The sequence below is a fragment of the Micromonospora sp. NPDC047730 genome (assembly GCF_043204765.1).
GTDB lineage: Bacteria > Actinomycetota > Actinomycetes > Mycobacteriales > Micromonosporaceae > Micromonospora.
In genome coordinates this window covers 357,499-375,821 of record NZ_JBIDCU010000002.1, presented here as the reverse complement: position 1 = coordinate 375,821, position 18,323 = coordinate 357,499, and the positions used below count along the sequence as shown (strand labels likewise).

At 74.2% G+C, this 18,323-nt stretch carries 16 protein-coding genes; 9 read left to right on the top strand and 7 right to left on the bottom strand.

Annotated elements, in window-relative coordinates; translation table 11 throughout:
- Positions 1–25 precede the first annotated feature (25 nt).
- Entirely contained in the window at positions 26–616 is a 591-nt protein-coding gene (locus ACGF5G_RS07215) for a phosphatase PAP2 family protein (protein ID WP_393259721.1), read from the bottom strand.
- A gap of 259 nt (positions 617–875) precedes the next feature.
- On the opposite strand from ACGF5G_RS07215, the gene ACGF5G_RS07210 reads away from it, so the two are divergent.
- The 7 genes from ACGF5G_RS07210 (at position 876) to ACGF5G_RS07180 (ending at position 11,230) form a co-directional block, all read left to right on the top strand.
- Complete coding sequence (locus ACGF5G_RS07210) at positions 876–1,427, top strand: hypothetical protein (RefSeq protein WP_393259719.1); 552 nt, start codon at positions 876–878, stop codon at positions 1,425–1,427.
- Positions 1,428–2,215: 788 nt separating this feature from the next.
- A complete protein-coding gene (pdhA, locus tag ACGF5G_RS07205) occupies positions 2,216–3,391 on the top strand; it encodes a pyruvate dehydrogenase (acetyl-transferring) E1 component subunit alpha (protein WP_393259716.1) in 1,176 nt (391 codons plus the stop codon).
- On the top strand, positions 3,391–4,380 hold the full coding sequence (locus ACGF5G_RS07200; protein ID WP_393259714.1) for an alpha-ketoacid dehydrogenase subunit beta: 990 nt from the start codon (positions 3,391–3,393) through the stop codon (positions 4,378–4,380). The genes pdhA and ACGF5G_RS07200 overlap by 1 nt, the downstream gene beginning before the upstream one ends.
- A gap of 5 nt (positions 4,381–4,385) precedes the next feature.
- A complete protein-coding gene (locus tag ACGF5G_RS07195; RefSeq protein ID WP_393260656.1) occupies positions 4,386–5,882 on the top strand; it encodes a dihydrolipoamide acetyltransferase family protein in 1,497 nt (498 codons plus the stop codon).
- A gap of 222 nt (positions 5,883–6,104) precedes the next feature.
- Complete coding sequence (locus ACGF5G_RS07190) at positions 6,105–6,242, top strand: hypothetical protein (RefSeq protein WP_165947779.1); 138 nt, start codon at positions 6,105–6,107, stop codon at positions 6,240–6,242.
- A gap of 345 nt (positions 6,243–6,587) precedes the next feature.
- Positions 6,588–9,275: a hypothetical protein gene (locus ACGF5G_RS07185; RefSeq protein ID WP_393259711.1), complete on the top strand. Its 2,688-nt coding sequence runs from the start codon at positions 6,588–6,590 to the stop codon at positions 9,273–9,275.
- Between the two features lie 122 nt (positions 9,276–9,397).
- Positions 9,398–11,230: an NHL domain-containing thioredoxin family protein gene (locus tag ACGF5G_RS07180; RefSeq protein WP_393259709.1), complete on the top strand. Its 1,833-nt coding sequence runs from the start codon at positions 9,398–9,400 to the stop codon at positions 11,228–11,230.
- A gap of 88 nt (positions 11,231–11,318) precedes the next feature.
- Here the strand turns inward: ACGF5G_RS07180 and ACGF5G_RS07175 are convergent, their stop codons facing one another.
- The 3 genes from ACGF5G_RS07175 to ACGF5G_RS07165 are packed head-to-tail and all read right to left on the bottom strand — an operon-like array spanning position 11,319 to position 13,529.
- The gene (locus ACGF5G_RS07175) at positions 11,319–12,071 is read right to left on the bottom strand and encodes a LamB/YcsF family protein (RefSeq protein WP_393259706.1); all 753 of its coding nucleotides are present in this window, start codon (positions 12,069–12,071) and stop codon (positions 11,319–11,321) included.
- Positions 12,055–12,915 (bottom strand): biotin-dependent carboxyltransferase family protein, encoded by an 861-nt coding sequence (locus ACGF5G_RS07170; protein ID WP_393259703.1) that lies wholly within the window; start codon positions 12,913–12,915, stop codon positions 12,055–12,057. The genes ACGF5G_RS07175 and ACGF5G_RS07170 overlap by 17 nt, the downstream gene beginning before the upstream one ends.
- Positions 12,912–13,529 (bottom strand): allophanate hydrolase subunit 1, encoded by a 618-nt coding sequence (locus ACGF5G_RS07165; RefSeq protein ID WP_393259700.1) that lies wholly within the window; start codon positions 13,527–13,529, stop codon positions 12,912–12,914. Before ACGF5G_RS07165 ends, ACGF5G_RS07170 begins: the two co-directional genes overlap by 4 nt.
- Before the next feature lie 106 nt (positions 13,530–13,635).
- Between ACGF5G_RS07165 and ACGF5G_RS07160 the strand changes: the two genes are divergently transcribed.
- A complete protein-coding gene (locus ACGF5G_RS07160) occupies positions 13,636–14,313 on the top strand; it encodes a hemolysin III family protein (protein ID WP_393259697.1) in 678 nt (225 codons plus the stop codon).
- A gap of 92 nt (positions 14,314–14,405) precedes the next feature.
- Here ACGF5G_RS07160 and ACGF5G_RS07155 read toward each other — a convergent pair whose 3' ends face one another.
- Positions 14,406–14,693 carry a DUF6458 family protein gene (locus ACGF5G_RS07155; protein WP_350702267.1) on the bottom strand — a complete coding sequence of 96 codons (288 nt, stop codon included), beginning with the start codon at positions 14,691–14,693 and terminating at the stop codon, positions 14,406–14,408.
- Positions 14,694–14,807: 114 nt separating this feature from the next.
- On the opposite strand from ACGF5G_RS07155, the gene ACGF5G_RS07150 reads away from it, so the two are divergent.
- Positions 14,808–15,344 (top strand): SixA phosphatase family protein, encoded by a 537-nt coding sequence (locus ACGF5G_RS07150; protein ID WP_393259695.1) that lies wholly within the window; start codon positions 14,808–14,810, stop codon positions 15,342–15,344.
- Positions 15,345–15,472: 128 nt separating this feature from the next.
- On the opposite strand, the gene ACGF5G_RS07145 is transcribed toward ACGF5G_RS07150, so the two are convergent.
- Both ACGF5G_RS07145 and ACGF5G_RS07140 read right to left on the bottom strand, forming a co-directional pair.
- A complete protein-coding gene (locus ACGF5G_RS07145; protein ID WP_043961115.1) occupies positions 15,473–15,742 on the bottom strand; it encodes a DUF6458 family protein in 270 nt (89 codons plus the stop codon).
- 701 nt (positions 15,743–16,443) lie between these two features.
- Positions 16,444–18,300 carry an acyl-CoA dehydrogenase gene (locus ACGF5G_RS07140; RefSeq protein WP_393259693.1) on the bottom strand — a complete coding sequence of 619 codons (1,857 nt, stop codon included), beginning with the start codon at positions 18,298–18,300 and terminating at the stop codon, positions 16,444–16,446.
- Positions 18,301–18,323 lie beyond the last annotated feature (23 nt).

Genomic DNA, 18,323 nt, shown 5'->3' with positions numbered 1-18,323 from the left:
GCAGGACGGTGCGGCGGTGGCGGTTTCAGCGGAGGGTGGCGAAGACGACGCCCGCGATCAGGGCGCCGAGCAGTGCTCCCGCGACCACCTGGGGCACGGTGTGGTCGCGCAGACGGACCCGGGACCAGCCGACGAGCGCGAGCAGTGGCGCGGTCGCCAGCAGAGCGGCCCCGAACGTCAGCACCAGCACGACCACCGTGCCGGCGGCCACCGCCGAGTGGATCGACATCTTCCACCAGTGACTGACGGCCACGGCGACCACCAGGCCGAGCAGCCCGGCGGCGGCCAGGGCCAGCACCGGGCGGGGCGCGCCGAGGACCGCGAGCAGGGCCAGGCCGGCGGCCACCGAGCAGAGGCCGAACAGCAGTGGAACGCGGCGCTGCTCGCGGACGCCCACGTGGTGGTCGGTGAACCGGCCCCGGCGCACCCCGCCGACGATGTACGCGAACGGGATGCCGCTGACGAAGAGCGTGGCGAGCAGGCCCCAGGCCAGCCCGTACGCGCCCCGGGTGCTGTGCCAGCCGACCGCCACGGTCAGCAGGGAGACCAGCACCGCAGGCGCGGTCAGCTCGGTGACGAGCCGGGCGAGCCGCAGCGTGGGGCCGGGACGCGGCACGGCGTCCGGGCGGGTCGAGGGACCTGCGCCCGTGCCGTCCGCTCCGCTCAGCGCTCCGCCTCTGCTCCGCCCCGGGCCGCGCCCGGAGCCACCCCGTCCACCCACCGGCGGCCCGACCCGCGCCGCGCCGTCGGGCGGCTCACCTGCCGTCGGCCGTCACCGTACCCGTGGCCGCCCGGCGCCGGCCCGCACTCCGGCGGGCTCGACCGTCAGGCGGGAAGCCTCGGCGGGCCGTGGGCCGGCCGGGGACGAGGCCGGCGTGGCGTCGGCGGTCGGCGTGGCGTCGGCGGTCGGCGTGGGATCGGCGGTCGGCGGCGAGCCCGTGCTCGTGGGCTCCGCCGACGGTCCCGGGGTCGGCGAGCCGGTCGCCGTGATCACCGGGGACGGACTCGGCGAGAGGGTCGGCTCGGGCGAGGGCGACGTGGACGGGGAAGGGCTGGGTGACGGGCTCGGCGAGGGCAGCGGAACCGGCCGGCCGCCCGGCGGGCGCGACGGGACCACCGCGGGCGGGGGCGCGGGCCGCACCACCGACCCCGGGCCCGGCGCCGCCACGACCGGCGTACGCGGGGCCGGCGCGGCGGGCCGCCAGGTGCTCGGGGTCGCCACGGCGGGGGACGGGGTCGACGGGACGACCGCCGGCTGGTTCGTCGCCGGCACCGGGATCACCACCGGACCCACGGAGGGCGTGGGCAGGAACGGGGTGCCGCTGTCGGGCAGGGCGGTGCTGCCGACCGTGGCAGAGCCGGTGCTGATCGCGGCGAGGATCGGCATCGACGCGGTGCCGGCGAGCAGCGCCACGGTGAACAGGTAGCCCCGGGGCGGCCCGCCGGACCCGGGCGCCCGGTGCGCGCCCACCAGTCGGCGGTAGCCACCGGCCGCACGGTGCCGAACGAGGAACGGGGCACCGGGGCCTTCGCCTGGATCGGACACCGCGCACTCCTCCTCGTTGGTCTCCCGCCGGCCCGGGGCAGCGGTCGCCCGACTCCGCCCCGCGACCACGGCCGCATCGTCGAGTCCGGCACCCACGACGACCTGCCGGACGAGCGTCGGCTTCGCGACCGTTCGCCGGCCCGACGATCAGCGGGACACCGCGACCGGAGCCAGCCGGCGGCACCCAGATCGCCGCGAGGAAGCGGCAAACCCCTCGACCTGGGCCATCCCCCCGCCAATCAGCCTGCCCAGTGACGCTCCGTCAGCCAACCCCCTACCGCGTGTCGACACGCGTATCTGCCCGAACGGTGACGAACCATCGCCGGATCGGCCGCGCGTCGATGGAACGGACACCCGGCGCTTCGTGTAACGAAGCGGGCCGCCCTCCCGGTGCGGGGCGGGCGTACTGTGGGCGCGCTCACGTGTGATGCGAATATGGACCACGACGGCAACGCAGCCTCGACCTCCGCGCACCCCCGCGGCAGGCGCGGCTGGGCGCCGGCGCTCCCGAACCGGGTTCGGCCAAGAATCCGGCTTCACGCCGCGCGGCAACCCCCACCGGGGCTAGGCGCGGCCGCCAGGAACCGGTCCGGCACCAGCCGGACAGGCGCACGAGTTGCGCGGCCGGGTGACCCCCCGGTGCCGACGCAGACAGACAGGGAGAGACGGATGGCAAAGGGCGACCCCGGGGTCTCCAGCCGCGGCCGGCGGGCCGCACCCCGCTCCAGGAAGGGCGCGACCGGCGACCCGCAGCTGGTGCAGTTGCTCACCCCGGAGGGTGAGCGGATCGAGAGCGCGACCGGCCCGGACGGGACGGAGTACCGCGTCGACTTCACCGACGAGGAGTACCGCGGGCTCTACCGCGACCTCGTGCTGGTCCGCAAGCTCGACGCCGAGGCCACCGCGTTGCAGCGCCAGGGCGAGCTGGGCCTGTGGGCCAGCCTGCTGGGCCAGGAGGCCGCGCAGGTCGGCTCGGGGCGTGCGCTGCGCACCCAGGACATGGCCTTCCCGACCTACCGGGAGCACGGCGTCCTCTACTGCCGGGGCATCGACCCGATCATGCCGCTCGGCCTGTTCCGGGGCGTCGACCAGGGCGGCTGGGACCCGAACGAGTTCAAGTTCAACATGTACACGATCGTGATCGGGGCACAGACCCTGCACGCGACCGGGTACGCCATGGGCGTCAGCATGGACGGCAAGACCGGGACCGAGGACGGCGAGGCGGTGATCGCCTACTTCGGCGACGGCGCCACCAGCCAGGGCGACGTCAACGAGGCGTTCGTCTGGGCCAGCGTCTTCAACGCCCCGCTGGTGTTCTTCTGCCAGAACAACCAGTACGCCATCTCGGAGCCGCTGGAGCGGCAGACCCGTGTCCCGCTCTACCAGCGGGCGGGCGGCTTCGGCTTCCCCGGCGTGCGGGTGGACGGCAACGACGTGCTCGCGTCGTACGCGGTGACCCGGCACGCGCTGGACAACGCCCGGCTCGGCCAGGGCCCCAGCCTCATCGAGGCCTACACCTACCGGATGGGCGCGCACACCACCTCCGACGACCCGACCCGCTACCGGATCGCCAGCGAGGTCGAGGCCTGGCAGGCCAAGGACCCGATCGCCCGGATGAAGGCGTTCCTGACCAGGCAGCAGATCGCCGACGCGGACTTCTTCGCCGACGTCGACGAGCAGGCCCGCACCGAGTCGGTGCACCTGCGCGAGCGGGTGCTCGCCATGCCCAACCCGGAGCCCGTGACGATGTTCGACCACGTCTACCCCACCGGGTCCCCCGAGCTCGACGAGCAGCGGGCGCAGTTCAGCAGGTACATGGAGTCGTTCGAGGGGAGCGCCCACTGATGGCCACGGAGACGCTCACCCTCGGCAAGGCCCTCAACACCGGCCTGCGCAAGGCCCTGGAGAACGACCCGAAGGTCGTCATCATGGGCGAGGACGTCGGCAAGCTCGGCGGCGTCTTCCGGATCACCGACGGCCTCCAGAAGGACTTCGGCGAGCAGCGGGTGATCGACACCCCGCTCGCCGAGTCCGGCATCATCGGCACCGCGGTCGGCCTCGCCATCCGCGGCTACCGCCCCGTCTGCGAGATCCAGTTCGACGGCTTCGTCTACCCCGCGTACGACCAGATCGTGTCGCAGGTGGCGAAGATGCACTACCGCTCGCAGGGCAAGGTCAAGATCCCGATGGTCATCCGGATCCCCTTCGGCGGCGGCATCGGCGCGGTCGAGCACCACTCGGAGTCGCCGGAGGCGTACTTCGCCCACACCGCCGGCCTCAAGGTGGTGAGCTGCGCCAGCCCGCAGGACGCGTACACGATGATCCAGCAGGCCATCGCCTCGGACGACCCGATCGTGTTCATGGAGCCGAAGCGGCGCTACTGGGAGAAGGGTCCGGTCGAACTGGACGCCCCGCTGTCCGAGGCGTACCCGCTGCACTCCGCCCGGGTCGCCCGGGCCGGCACCGACGCCACCCTGCTGGCGTACGGGCCGATGGTGCGGACCTGCCTGGACGCGGCGACGGCCGCGGCCGAGGACGGCCGCGAGCTGGAGGTCATCGACCTGCGCACGATCTCGCCGCTGGACCTGACCGCCGCGTACGAGTCGGTGAAGCGCACGGGCCGCTGCGTGGTCGTGCACGAGGCCCCGGGCAACCTGGGCCTGGGCTCGGAGATCGCGGCCCGGGTCACCGAGGAGTGCTTCTACTCCCTGGAGTCCCCGGTGCTGCGGGTGACGGGCTTCGACACTCCCTACCCGGCCTCCCGGGTGGAGGAGGAGTACCTTCCCGACCTCGACCGGGTGCTCGACGCCGTCGACCGCACCTTCGGCTGGTGAGCGGCATGTCGCGGATCAAGGAGTTCAACCTTCCCGACCTGGGCGAGGGCCTGACCGAGGGCGAGATCCTCGCCTGGCTGGTCAAGGTCGGCGACGTCATCGAGCTGAACCAGCCGATCGTCGAGGTGGAGACGGCCAAGGCGGCCGTCGAGATCCCGGCGAAGTGGGCCGGCCAGGTGCAGGCGATCTTCCACCCGGAGGGGACCACCGTCGAGGTCGGCACACCGATCATCGCGATCGACACCGACCCGGGCGCCGGGCCCATCGAGGCGTCGGCGACCGGTGCGCCGGCCGCCGACCTGCCCGCCCCGTCGGCGGCGTCGCTGGCGGCGGTCGAGGTGGCGCCGGCCGAGGGCGCGGTCGAGCCGGGCCTGATCGGCGGTCCGGCCCCGGGTGGGCGTACCGCCGTGCTGGTGGGCTACGGCCCGCGGACCACGGCCGCCAAGCGGCGCCCGCGCAAGGGCGGCGCCCCGGTGCCGGCCCAGGCCGCGGCCCCGGCGGCTCCGGTCGCGCCGGCGATCCCGGTCGCGCCGGCGGCCCCGGTCGCCCCCGCGGCCCCGGTCGCGCCGGTGAGCACGGCCCCGGCGAACGGCCACGGCCGGGCCGGCGGCCCGGTGCTGGCCAAGCCTCCGGTCCGCAAGCTCGCCAAGGACCTCGGCGTCGACCTGTCCACGCTGACCGGCTCGGGCCCGCTGGGCTCGATCACCCGGGAGGACGTGCAGCGGGCGGCGAGTGGCACCCCGGTGGCGGCCGAGCCGCTGACGGTGGCGGCCCCGGCCACGGCGGCGGCGAGCTTCGGCGCGGACCGCGAGCAGCGCATCCCGGTCAAGGGGGTACGCAAGCTCACCGCCGAGAACATGTCCCGCTCGGCGTTCACCGCCCCGCACGTGACGGAGTTCCTGACCGTCGACGTGACCCGGGCGATGAAGGCCCTGGACCGGCTCCGCGGCCGGCGGGAGTGGCGCGACGTGCGGGTATCGCCGCTGCTGCTGGTCGCCAAGGCGGTGCTGCTGGCTGTCAGGCGCCACCCGATGGTCAACTCGACCTGGGCCGGCGACGAGATCGTGGTCAAGGACTACGTCAACCTGGGCATCGCGGCGGCCACCGAGCGAGGGCTGATCGTGCCGAACATCAAGGACGCCGGCCGGCTCTCGCTGCGCGAGTTGGCGGACGCGATGACCGACCTGGTGCAGACGGCCAAGGCGGGGAAGACCTCGCCGGCCGACATGTCCGGCGGCACCCTGACGATCACCAACGTGGGTGTCTTCGGCGTGGACACGGGCACGCCGATCCTGCCCCCGGGCGAGTCAGCGATCCTGGCCTTCGGCGCCGTACGCGAGATGCCCTGGGTGCACAAGGGCAAGGTCCGTCCGCGCCAGGTCACCACGCTGGGCCTGTCGTTCGACCACCGGATCATCGACGGCGAGCTGGGCTCGAAGTTCCTGCGCGACATCGGGGACTTCCTGGCCGACCCGGAGGCGGCGCTGCTCGCCTGGACCTGACGGGTCTCGACACCAGCCACGGCCGGTGTGCCTCGGGTGAACGCCCGGCACACCGGCCGTGACCGTTGGGAGACAGAAACATCGGCTCACGGACCGGTTTGACCTTCGATTGTTCGGCTCGTGTCCCAGCTCACCTAATAATCGATGGAAGTTGGGGGCGTTCTGCGGTTCAATAGAGACATCAAGGGGCTGACAACCGAATAGCCAGGAGGAGAGACCACCATGAGCATGATCGAGCGAATCCGTAACCGCCGCGACGCCAACCGCCGCGCCCGTGCCATCGAGCACGCGCTGCGCTCCGCCAACTCGCCCGCGGTCCGCGAAGAGATCCTCGCCATCGCCCAGCGTCACATGAGCTGACGCCCAGATCGTTCCTCACCTCCTCCAGATCGATGGCCCGCCCGGTCCGCCCGGGCGGGCCATCGGCGTTTCACACCCATTGACACCGGGATTCCACCCCGCCGCAGCGCCCGGTACGGTGGGCTTCGGTCGTTGCCCGCCGACCGGGAGCAGGTCGAGTCGATAGAAGCCGCTCGACACCACCCGGCCACAGGGAGTGACGGCCGGGTGCTCCCCGGAAGCCCTCGGGCAGTCACCGGATACGGTGCGGGGAGCCGGTACGGCCGGTACACCGGCGACGCCGGCCACCCTGCCGAGCAGACCGATCGGCAGCGGCGGCCGACAGGTGATGGAGGAGGCGCACGCATGACGTCCGAGGGCACGCACCACCCCGGCCAGCAGCCGGACGAGGTGTCGCCGGGCGCCGGCGGACCGGCGCCGTACGGCGACCGCCCGGCGCAGCAGGGCAACGGCTACGGCGGCGCCCCCGACCTGGGCTGGGCGCCCCCGCCACCGTCCGGGCAGCCGAACCCTCCCGCCTGGGCAAACCAGAACGAGCAGCAGACGGCCCCCGCCTGGGGCGCCGGCCAGCCTCCGCAGCAGGCCGACCCCGCCCCGCCCGCCACCTGGGGACCCGCCGGCGGGTCCCCACAGCCGGCGTGGCCCGGCGCGCCGGGAGAGCAGCCCGGTCCCACCTGGGCCGCCGCCGCCGCCCCGCCGCACGCCGCCCCCGACCAGCCCGCCTGGGCCCAGACCGAGCAGCCCTCCCCGGCCTGGGCGCAGTCCGAGCCCGCCGCGCGCGGCGCCGCCCAGGTCCCGCAGGCCGCCCCCGCCCCGCAGCCCTGGCCCACCCAGGACGACCCCGCCCGCTCCGGCGGCTGGAACACCGAGCCCCCGCAGGACCCCACCCGCTCCGGCGGCTGGACGGCCGGACAGCAGGACGACCAGGCCCGCTCCAGCGGCTGGGCCGGCGACGCCGTCCCGGACGATCGGCCCCGGCAGGACGGCTGGGCCGCCCAGCAGGATGACCCGAACCGTTCCGGTGGCTGGGTAGGCGGCGTCCAGCAGGACGCGCAGCCCGAGCCCGCCGCGCGCGGCGCCGCCCAGGTCCCGCAGGCCGCCCCCGCCCCGCAGCCCTGGCCCGCCCAGGACGACCCCGCCCGCTCCGGCAGCTGGAACACCGAGCCCCCGCAGGACCCCACCCGCTCGGGCGGCTGGAGTCCTGCCGGGCAGCAGCAGGATGACGAGTGGCCGGGCCGGGACGAGCCGGCATCGACCCGAGGCGCGGCCTCGGTGCCGCAGCAGCCCGAGGACCGGGACCCGAACGGCTGGGGCGCCTCCGCACCGGCCTCGACCCCGCCCGGCCGGGCGGCCGTTCCCGCCTCCGGCGACGGCGGGCCGCCGCCATGGGGCCCCGCGGCCGAGAGCCTGCCGCAGCGGGTCGGCGGACCGGCCGTACCGGACGTCGAGCCGTGGTCGGCGGACGAGGCGTGGGGCCGCGCCGCGGCGGGCGAGCCCGCCGCGAACCGGGCCGGCAACGGCTGGGAGGCGGACCGCGCCGAGGAGCCGCCGATCTACCAGCCCGCCCCGGGTCCCGGCATCTCGCCGGCCAACGCTGTGCCCCTGCCGCCCCAGGAGCAGCGGGTGCCCGGCGCCAGCCTGGCCGCCGCCCCGCCGACCGACTACGTTCCCCCGGCCCAGTTCGCGCCCGAGCAGTCCGCCCGGGAGGGCGGTGTGCCGGCGTACGGGCAGGAGCAGCCGAGCTGGGCGCAGGCCGGCTCCCGGCACGACGATCCGCAGTCCACCGCCGGGCCGGTGGTGCCCGCTCCGCGTACCTCGCCGGAGTCGGGCGGGCGGGCGGCCGTACCGGCGCCGGAGGGTGCCGAGGCGGCGGCCGGCAGCGTCTCGGCGAGCGCCGCGGTGCCGCTGGCCAGCCGGGTGATGCCGCCGGCCGACCAGCCCCTGCAGCCGGGTGGCACCCCCGCGCCGCAGCCCCGCGTGTACGGCCGGCCGGCCCGCCCTGAGCCAGCGGACGCACCGGCGCAGGACGAGCCGCACGGGCACCGGCCGGACCACGCGCCGCCGCCGCGGTTCGACCAGGGGCCCGAGACGCGGTTCAACCAGGACGCGCGGTTCGACCAGGGCCCGGACGCCCGGTTCGACCAGGACACGCGATTCGACCAGGGCCCGGACGCCCGGTTCGACCAGGACACGCGATTCGACCAGGGCCCGGACGCCCGGTTCGACCAGGACACGCGATTCGACCGGGCTCCCGAGCCGCGCTTCGACCAGGCGCCGGAGCCCCGCTTCGACCAGGGGCCGGACCCCCGCTTCGACGACCGGGAGCGGGGAGCGGCCGCCTTCGGCGCCGCCGCTCCGGTCGCGCCCGCGTCGCCGGCCGCGCCCCCGACCTTCCCGCCGGGCGTGCCGTCCTTCGTCGACGCGCCGGCCAACGGCCGGCCCGTCAACGGGGTCCGGCCGCACGATGGCGCGGACCGCCCCGCCGATCACTTCGGCGCCCCGGCCGCCGGCGCCGCCGCTGGCGGCGCGGCACCCGGCTACGGGCCTGCCCCGATGGCCGACCCCGCACCAGGCGGCGCCTTCCCGCCGGCGTTCCCGCCGCCCGGGCAGCAGCCCGCCCCGTCCTCCTGGGACCAGGGCGCTCCGGAACAGGACCAGGGCCGGTTCGACTCGTTCAAGCCCATCGCGGAGCCGAAGACCGAGGCGCCCACGCCCAAGGTGCGCAACGGGCGGGTGCTGGCCGCGGTGCTCGTCGCCGCGGTGCTGATCCTGGCGGTGCCGCTGGGCCTGCTCATGCTGCTCGGCAAGGTCGGCGGCACGGAGAAGGCCCCGACCTTCGATCCGGCGGTCGGCAGCTGCGTCAAGCAGTCGGGCGAGGGCGCGGCGGGGGCGGACTGCGGTGAGGCGGGTGCCTTCACCGTGGTCTCCAAGGTGGACGCGAAGGACAAGTGCGCCGACCCGGCCCAGCCGCACGTGGTGCTCCCCGGTGACGGGGCGAACCGGGTGCTCTGCCTGAAGCCGGCCGGCAAGTAGCCACAGCACGGGGGCGGGGCCACGGGAGACCGTGGCCCCGCCCCCGTTTCGCCGGTGGGATGTGATCGAGCCCGCGCGGGGTGCCGCCCGGCCCGACCCGCCGCGTCCGGCAGACTGGGCTCATGAGCGCACGAGTACGGGCCCCCGAGCTGCGCGGTCGAGGCTGGCTGAACACCGGCGGGCGGGACCTGAAGCTGTCCGATCTGCGCGGCAAGATCGTGATCGCCGACTTCTGGACCTTCTGCTGCATCAACTGCCTGCACGTGCTCGACGAGTTGCGCCCGCTCGAGGAGAAGTACGGCGACGTGCTCGTCGTGATCGGCGTGCACTCGCCCAAGTTCGAGCACGAGAAGGACCCGGACGCGCTGGCCGCCGCCGTGGAGCGGTACGGCGTCCACCACCCGGTGCTCGACGACCCCGAGCTGGACATGTGGCAGCAGTACGCGGCCCGCGCCTGGCCCACCCTGTCGGTGATCGACCCCGAGGGCTACGTGGTGGCGACCATGGCCGGCGAGGGCCACGCCGAAGGGCTCGCGCGGCTCGTCGACGACCTGATCGCCACCCACGAGGCGAAGGGCACCCTGCACCGGGGCGACGGCCCGTACGTGCCGCCGGCCGAGCCGGAGACCACGCTGCGCTTCCCCGGCAAGGCGGTGCTGCTGGAGAACGGCAACCTGCTGGTGTCGGACTCGGCCCGGCACTCGCTGGCCGAGCTGGCGTCGGACGGGGAGACGCTGGTCCGCCGGATCGGCGCCGGCACCCGGGGGCGGGCCGACGGTCCGGCCGGGGCGGCCACCTTCTCCGAACCGCAGGGGCTCTGCCTGCTGCCCGCGCACGCCGCCGAGGTGGCCGGCTACGACCTGGTCGTCGCCGACACGGTCAACCACCTGCTGCGGGGCGTACGCCTGGCGGACGGGGAGGTGGTCACGGTCGCGGGAACCGGTCGGCAGTGGCGCTCCACGGTCGACGACCACGCGCACGACGCGCTCTCGGTCGACCTCTCCTCCCCCTGGGACCTGGCCTGGTACGACGACAGGGTCGTCATCGCGATGGCCGGCATCCACCAGCTCTGGTGGTTCGACCCGGTGAAGCGCACCGCCGGCATGTACGCGGGCACGACGGTGGAGGCGCTGCGCGACGGCCCGCTGGCCGAGGCGTGGATGGCGCAGCCGTCCGGCCTCTCGGTCTCGGCCGACGGCATGCGGCTCTGGATCGCCGACAGCGAGACCAGCGCGATCCGGTACGTCGAGAACGACGTCATGGGCACCGCCGTCGGGCAGGGGCTCTTCGACTTCGGCCACGTGGACGGGCCGGCGTCCTCGGCGCTGCTCCAGCACCCGCTGGGGGTGTGCGCGCTGCCGGACGGCTCCGTGCTGATCGCCGACACGTACAACGGGGCAGTCCGCCGCTACGACCCGGAGGGCGACCGGGTCTCGACGGTCGCCGACGGGCTCGCGGAGCCGAGCGACCTCGTGCTGACGCCGGCCGGCGAGGTGCTGGTGGTGGAGTCCGCCGCGCACCGGTTGACCCGGCTGGCACCGGGCGCGCTCTCCGCCGCGGGGGCGAGCACCGTGGACGGCCCTCGGCACCGCACCGAGCGCAAGCCCACCGACCTGGCCGCCGGCGAGGTGACGCTGGACGTCGTCTTCACCCCAGCGCCGGGGCAGAAGCTGGACGAGACGTACGGCCCGTCAACGCGGCTGGTGGTCTCCGCGTCCCCGCCCGAGCTGCTGCTGGAGGGCGCCGGCACCGGCACGGAGCTGTCCCGCCGCCTGGTGGTGAACGGCGACGTGGCCGGCGGCGTGCTCCAGGTGACCGCCCAGGCGGCGACCTGCGACGCGGACGTCGAGCACGCGGCCTGCCACCTGACCCGCCAGGACTGGGGTGTCCCGGTCCGGGTGGTCGACGGCGCCACCGCCCGACTCCCGCTGGTCCTCCGCGGCCTGGACGCCTGAACACCACGCGGACGGCGCACGCCGCCCGGCCTGTGTGTTAGGAAGGGCACCTTCCTCTACAGAAAACGATAGGAAGGTGCCCTTCCTTTCACGCGAACGGAGTAAGCGTGACCCCCGCGTCGACCAAGGCGGCGCGTACGAGCTCGGCGCAGCGGACCGCGCCGGGGGCGTCGCCGTGCAGGCAAATCGACTCGACCGGGCACGGGATCACACTGCCGTCGACGGCGACGACGGTCCGCTCGGTGGCCATCCGGACGGCCCGGGCGGCCACCTCCTCCGGGTCGGTGACCAGCGCGCCGGGGGCGGTGCGCGGCACCAGCGAGCCGTTGGGCAGGTAGCCCCGGTCGGCGAAGCCCTCGGCGACCACCCGCAGGCCCGCCCCGGCGGCGAGCTGGGCGAGGACCGAGCCGGGCGAGCAGAGCAGCGGCAACCGGTCGTCGTACTCGCCGACCGCCGCGACCAGCGCCGCCGCCTGGGCCTCGTCGCAGGCGGCGGCGTGGTGGTAGAGCGCCCCATGCGGCTTGAGGTAGCGGACCCGGCTGCGGAACAGCCGGCAGAACGCGTCGAGGGCGCCGAGTTGGTAGGTGACCTCGTCGCGCAGCTCCGCGAAGGCGTACGCGATGTGTCGCCGGCCGAAGCCGGCGAGGTCGCGGTAGCCGACCTGGGCGCCGACGGCGACCCCGCGTCCGGTGGCGGCCTCGCAGACCCGGCGCATCGTGGACGCGTCGCCGGCGTGGAATCCGCAGGCGACGTTGGCGGAGGTGACCAGGTCCAGCAGCGCGGTGTCGTCGCCGAGCCGCCAGATGCCGAATCCCTCGCCGAGGTCAGCGTTGAGGTCCATGGAACCTGACCGTAGTCCCTGGGCGCGCCTGCGCGAGGGGGGTCACGTCGTCCACCACCCCGACGACGGGGTACCCGCCGGTGGTCGGATGGTCGGCGAGGAAGATCAGCGGCTGGCCGTCCGCCGGCACCTGCACCGCGCCGAGCACGATTCCCTCGCTGGGCAGTTCCCCGGCCACCGCGCGGGGCAGCACCGCGCCGGTGAGTCGCGCGCCGACCCGGTTGCTCACCGGGCTCACCGCGTACGCGCTGCCGAACAGCCGGTCCAGCGCCGCCGGGGTGAGCCAGTCGTCGCGGGGGCCGAGGCGCAGCGTCAGCCGCAGCTCGGTCGGCGTCGGCGCCACGACGGTGACGTCGACCGGGGCGGGTGGCCCGGTCGGCGCGCCCAGGGGCAGCAGGTCGCCGTCGCGCAGCGGCGGCGGGCCGAGCCCGGAGAGCGTGTCGGTGGCCCGGCTGCCGAGCACCGGCTCGACGGCGATCCCGCCGCCGACCGCGAGCCAGTTGCGCAGGCCGTCGCGGGGCGGGTCGATCCGCAGCACGGCGCCCGCCGGCACCGACAGCGGCCGTCCCACGTCCCCGAACCGGCGGCCGACCCGGACGGCGGTGGCCGTCCCCGTCACCGCGACCGTCGCGGCGCGGGAGAACCGCAACTCGCAGCCGGTCAACGTGATCTCCAGGCCGGCGGCGGACTCCGGGTTGCCGACGAGGCGGTTGGCCAGCCGCAGCGCCGCCGGGTCGAGCGCGCCCGACCGGGGCACGCCCAGGTGCGCCCACCCGGCCCGGCCGAGGTCCTGGACGGTGGTCAGCGCCCCGGCACGGAGCACCTCGACCGCCGGCCCGGTCACGCGGCCACCAGGCGCACCTCGGTGCCGGGGGTGAGCCGGGCCGGCGGGTCCGCGTGCACGTCGAAGAGGGCCGTGCCGGTCCGCCCGACCAGCAGCCAGCCGCCGGGCGAGGCCGTCGGATAGATCCCGGCGTACGGGCCGGCCAGGGCGACGGAGCCGGCCGGCACCCGGGGGCGCGGGGTGGGCAGCCGGGGCACCGCCAGTGCGGCGGGGAGCCCGGTGAGGTAGGCGAACCCGGGGGCGAAGCCGCAGAAGGCCACCCGGAAGGCGGTACGCGTCAGCCGCTCGACCACCGCCGGCACGTCCACGCCCCAGTGGCCGGCGACGACGGGCAGGTCCTCCCCGTCGTACGTCACGGGGACCTCGACCGTTTCGGCGGCGGCCGTGCCGGCGGGGGCGGGTGGGCGGGGTGCCCAGGCGGCGATCCGTGCGGCGGTCGCGGCCGGGTCGGGCACGCCGTCGAGCAGGACGGTGGTGGCCGCCGGCACGATCTCGACGGCGCTCAGCTCTCCGCGTTCGCGCCGCCGCCACAGCGTTGCCCGCCATCCCTCCACCTGGTCGGCGTCGTCACAGTCGATCAGCAGGGCGTGCGCCCCGACGGGTCGGATCCGCATCCCGCCATACTCCACGACCGATCCGGGGCACCAGGGTCGACGGTCGCCATCTCGCGTGACCGGACGCACTACTTTCAGGTAACCTACGGTGCCGTAACCTGATGTCGTGACCACCTCCGCCCCGCTTCGACTCAAGCCGGTCGACATCGGTAAGCCCCGGATGCGGGGCTGGCTCCACACGTACGCGTTCTTCGTCGCCCTCGTCTGCGGGATCGTGCTCAGCGCGATCGCCGCCTCCCGACCCGGCTGGGCACCCCTGGTGAGCTGCGTGATCTACAGCCTCACGGTGTGCGGGCTGTTCGGCACCAGCGCCCTCTACCACCGGCGGGTGTGGTCCGAGCGCGGCTACCAGGTCATGCGCCGGATGGACCATTCGATGATCTTCGTGTTCATCGCGGGCACGTACACGCCGTTCTGCGTCCTGCTGCTGGAACCCCGGCCGGCCACGATCATGCTGTCGCTGGTCTGGGGCGGCGCGATCGCCGGGGTGGCGCTCAAGCTGGTCTGGCCGCACGCCCCGCGCTGGGTCTCCGCGCCGCTCTACCTGGCGCTCGGCTGGGTCTCGGTCGCGATGCTGCCCGACATCCTGCACCAGGGTGGCGTCACCGCCCTGGTGCTGCTCGCCGTCGGCGGCGCGATCTACAGCGCCGGCGCGGTCTTCTACGCGCTGCGCCGGCCCAATCCGTGGCCCACCGTCTTCGGCCACCACGAGTTCTTCCACGCCTGCACGCTGGTGGCGGCGCTCTGCCACCACATCGCCATCTACTTCGCCCTCTTCGCCTGACCCCACCGACCGACGCACCACCCGCGTTGACGGCTGCGCAGGACGACGGGGCCCCGCCACGCCGCGGAGCCCCGTCAGATCGGCGTCGGATGTCAGACCGTGCGGCGCGGCCGACGCACCTCGCGGTACTCCTCGACGACCCGGTCGTCCTGCACCGGCACGACCCGCTCGGCGACGACCCGGTCCTCGGCCACCGGGCGGGCGACGACGGTACGACGGCGCGTGTTCCAGAAGTGGAGGGTGACCAGCAGGCCGGCCAGGCCGGCGAGCATCAGCACCCAGCCGACGACCGCCAGGTTGAGCCAACCCAGATCCGCCTCCACGGCGAACGCGAAGATCGCACCCAACGCGATCAGGAAGATGCTGCCACCAAAACCCATGTCGTCGCCTCCTCGGCTGTCCCTGGCGTCTGCCTCCGCCGCGGCCATCGGTGAGGGTGCGGCATCCATCGACTTACCCAGGCGCTCTGATCGCCAATCGGGCAAGCTTGGGACATGACGGACGCTCACGCCGCGGGACGGACACTGGTGCTGCTCCGGCACGCCAAGGCCGAGCAGCCGGGGGATGTGCCGGACGAACGCCGCCCACTGGCCGCCCGGGGGCACGCCGACGCGGCGGCGGCCGGCGCCTGGCTCGCCAAGCACGCGCTGCTGCCGGACGTCGTCATCTGCTCGACCGCCCGGCGCACCCGGGAGACCTGGCACGGCGTGGCGATGGGCATGACCGGGTCCCCACCCGAGGGCGGCTCGGCCGGCCCCGCCCCGGTCGTACGCTACGAGGCGGAGGCGTACGAGGCGCACATGGAGGACCTGTTGACGCTGGTCAGGCGGGTCGATCCGGCCGCCCGCACCGTCCTGCTGATCGCCCACAACCCGGGCATCTCACTGCTCTCCGCCCTCCTGGACCCGTTACGCGCGGACCAGGACGGCATGCGTACCAGCGACGTCGTCGTGCACCGGCCCGAGGTCGGGTGGGCCGACCTGGACCGGGGACGGGCTCCGATCACCGATCAACACACCGCACGCGGCTGAGCCATCCGCCGGTGCTGGCGGATGGCTGAGGGGCCGCTCGATGTGCCGGTCGTGCCGCCGGTCGTCGAACCGCCGCTCAGGTTGGCGGCACGGCGGCGTCGGCGTCGGTTCAGGGCGACGGCGTCGGCTCAGGACGGTGGCGCCGTCGGCGGCGGCGGATCGGGCGGCGGTGGCATCATCGCGGTCGGATGCGAGAGCCGGTTCTCCTCCACGATCAGGGTCCGCGCCCGCTTGCGGCGGTCCTGCCAGAACCAGAGCGTGGTCAGCAGTACGGCGAGCCCGGCCAGGATGAACACCCAGCCGACCGCCCGCAGGTCGACCCACCAGACGTTGGCCCTGATGGCGAAGGTGAGGATCGCGCCGATCGCGATCAGGAAGATCCCGCTACCAATGCCCATGTGCGCTGCACTCCCCCGTGCGATGGCTTCTGGGCGTTCTCTGCCGTGGTCCTGCGACGGTTACCCGCCACACCGCCCGGCTACCTGGCTGAGGCCACCGAATAGCCGAGCCGCCCCCTCTTCCGGAAGCTTCTTCGAGCGGGGGCCGGCTCTTCCCAGGGGCAATCGCCATCCGGGCACCCCGCGCATGCCGCCCCAGCTCGCCCACGACGCTGAGGCCGATCGCGTCGCGGTCGACCGCGGAGCGTGACGGACCTGGAAAATTCTGGGAGCTTCACGAGGAGTAACGAACACGCCGCCCGTCGCTCAACCCAAAGTCGGCACGAATCGGAATAACAGGACGAGACCGGTACAGCTCGGCACCGCCAGCCCCACGCCTCCGCATCGCCTTTGCTCTGCACCCACGGACGCGACGGACACCGAGAGTGTCTGGTGCCTCCGTGGGTGCAGAGCAAAGGGCGGAGGAGGGCGTCCCTCGTCGGCGCGCTGACCGCGACGCTGCGTAACCGACGTGGTGACTGCGGGCCGATCGGCGGGCGCGGCACCTCCGGGGACGCCGACGGCCGGCGGGCTACCGCCCGCCGGCCGTCGTGCCTGCCCTCTGCCGGGTCGTCACCCGGCCGCGCGCAGCACCGCAGCGCCGCAGCGCCGCAGCAGCGCTGCGACACGGCGGCACCGCCGCGACACGGGCGTGGCGTGACTCAGAAGGCCTCCTCCGGGAGATCCATGATGTCCAGGTCGGTGCCCTCGATGATCCGCCGGTCGGCGCCGATGCGGGGCAGCACCTCGCGGGCGAAGAACCGGGCGGCGGCCACCTTGCCGGTGTAGAACGCCTTGTCAGCGACGGAGACCTCGCCGGCCAGGGCCTTCAGTGCCACGTCGGCCTGCCTCTGGAGCAGCCAGGCGACGACCAGGTCGCCGACCGCCAGCAGGAACCGGCGGCTGGCCAGGCCGACCTTGTAGAGCGCCCGGGCGTCGCCGCCCTGCGCCTCGCCCAGCCAGCCGGTCAGCACCCCGAGCATGTTCTGGATCTCGACGAGCGCCTTGCCGAGCGCCTGCCGCTCCTCCTTGAGCTGGCCGTTGCCGCCCTCGGTGGCGATGAACTCCTGGATCTCGCCGGCGACGACCATCAGGGCCTTGCCGTTGTCCCGGACGATCTTCCGGAAGATCAGGTCGAGGCTCTGGATCGCGGTGGTGCCCTCGTACAGGGTGTCGATCTTCGCGTCGCGGACGTACTGCTCCAGCGGGTAGTCCTGGAGGAAGCCGGAGCCGCCGAAGGTCTGCAGCGACTCGTGCCCGAGCAGCTCGTACGCGCGCTCCGAGCCGACGCCCTTGACCAGCGGCAGGAGCAGGTCGTTGACCCGCTTGGCCGTCTTGGCGGCCTTCTCGTCACCGGCCGTCTCGGCCAGGATGATCTTGTCCTGCCAGCTCGCCGTGTAGCAGACCAGGGCGCGCAGGCCCTCGGCGTACGACTTCTGCAGCATCAGCGAGCGGCGCACGTCCGGGTGGTGGGTGATGGTGACCCGCGGCGCGGTCTTGTCCGCCATCTGGGTCAGGTCGGCGCCCTGCACCCGGCTCTTGGCGTACTCGAGGGCGTTGAGGTAGCCGGTCGACAGGGTGGCGATCGCCTTGGTGCCGACCATCATCCGGGCATTCTCGATGATCATGAACATCTGCCGGATGCCGTCGTGCTTCTCGCCCAGCAGCCAGCCCTTGGCCGGCACGCCGTGCTCACCGAAGGTCACCTCGCAGGTGTTCGAGACCTTGAGGCCCATCTTGTGCTCGACGTTGGTGGCGAAGACGCCGTTGCGCTCGCCCAGCTCGCCGGTGTTCTCGTCGAAGTGGTACTTCGGCACCACGAACAGCGACAGGCCCTTGGTGCCCGGGCCGCCGACACCCTCGACACCGACCGGACGGGCCAGCACGTAGTGGATGATGTTGTCGCTCAGGTCGTGCTCCGCCGAGGTGATGAAGCGCTTCACGCCCTCGATGTGCCAGGAGCCGTCGGGCTGCGGAATGGCGCGGGCCCGGCCGGCGCCCACGTCCGAGCCGGCGTCCGGCTCGGTGAGCACCATCGTGGAGCCCCACTGCTTGTCGGCGAAGAGCTTGGCCCACTTCTTCTGCTGCTCGGTGCCCTCGACGTGCAGCACGTGCGCGAAGGACGGGCCGGAGGAGTACATCCAGACCGCGGCGTTGGCGCCGAGCACCAGCTCGGCGAGGGACCAGACCAGCGCCCGCGGCGCGGTGCTGCCGTCCAGCTCCGCCGGGAGCTCCAGCCGCCAGAACTCGGAGTTCATGAACGCCTGGTACGACTTCTTGAACGACTCGGGCAGCGGCGCGGTGTGCGTGGCCGGGTCGAAGACCGGCGGATTGCGGTCGCTGTCCAGGTAGCTGGCGGCCAGGTCCTCCCGGGCGAGGCGATCGACCTCGGCGAGGATGTCGCGCGCGGTGTCGACGTCCAGCTCCGTGTACGGCTCCTGGCCGAACGCCCGGTCCGCCCCGAAGACCTCGAAGAGGTTGAAGTCGAGGTCCCGAAGATTGCTCTTGTAGTGGGTCATGCTCGCTGGCCCCGCTTCCGGAC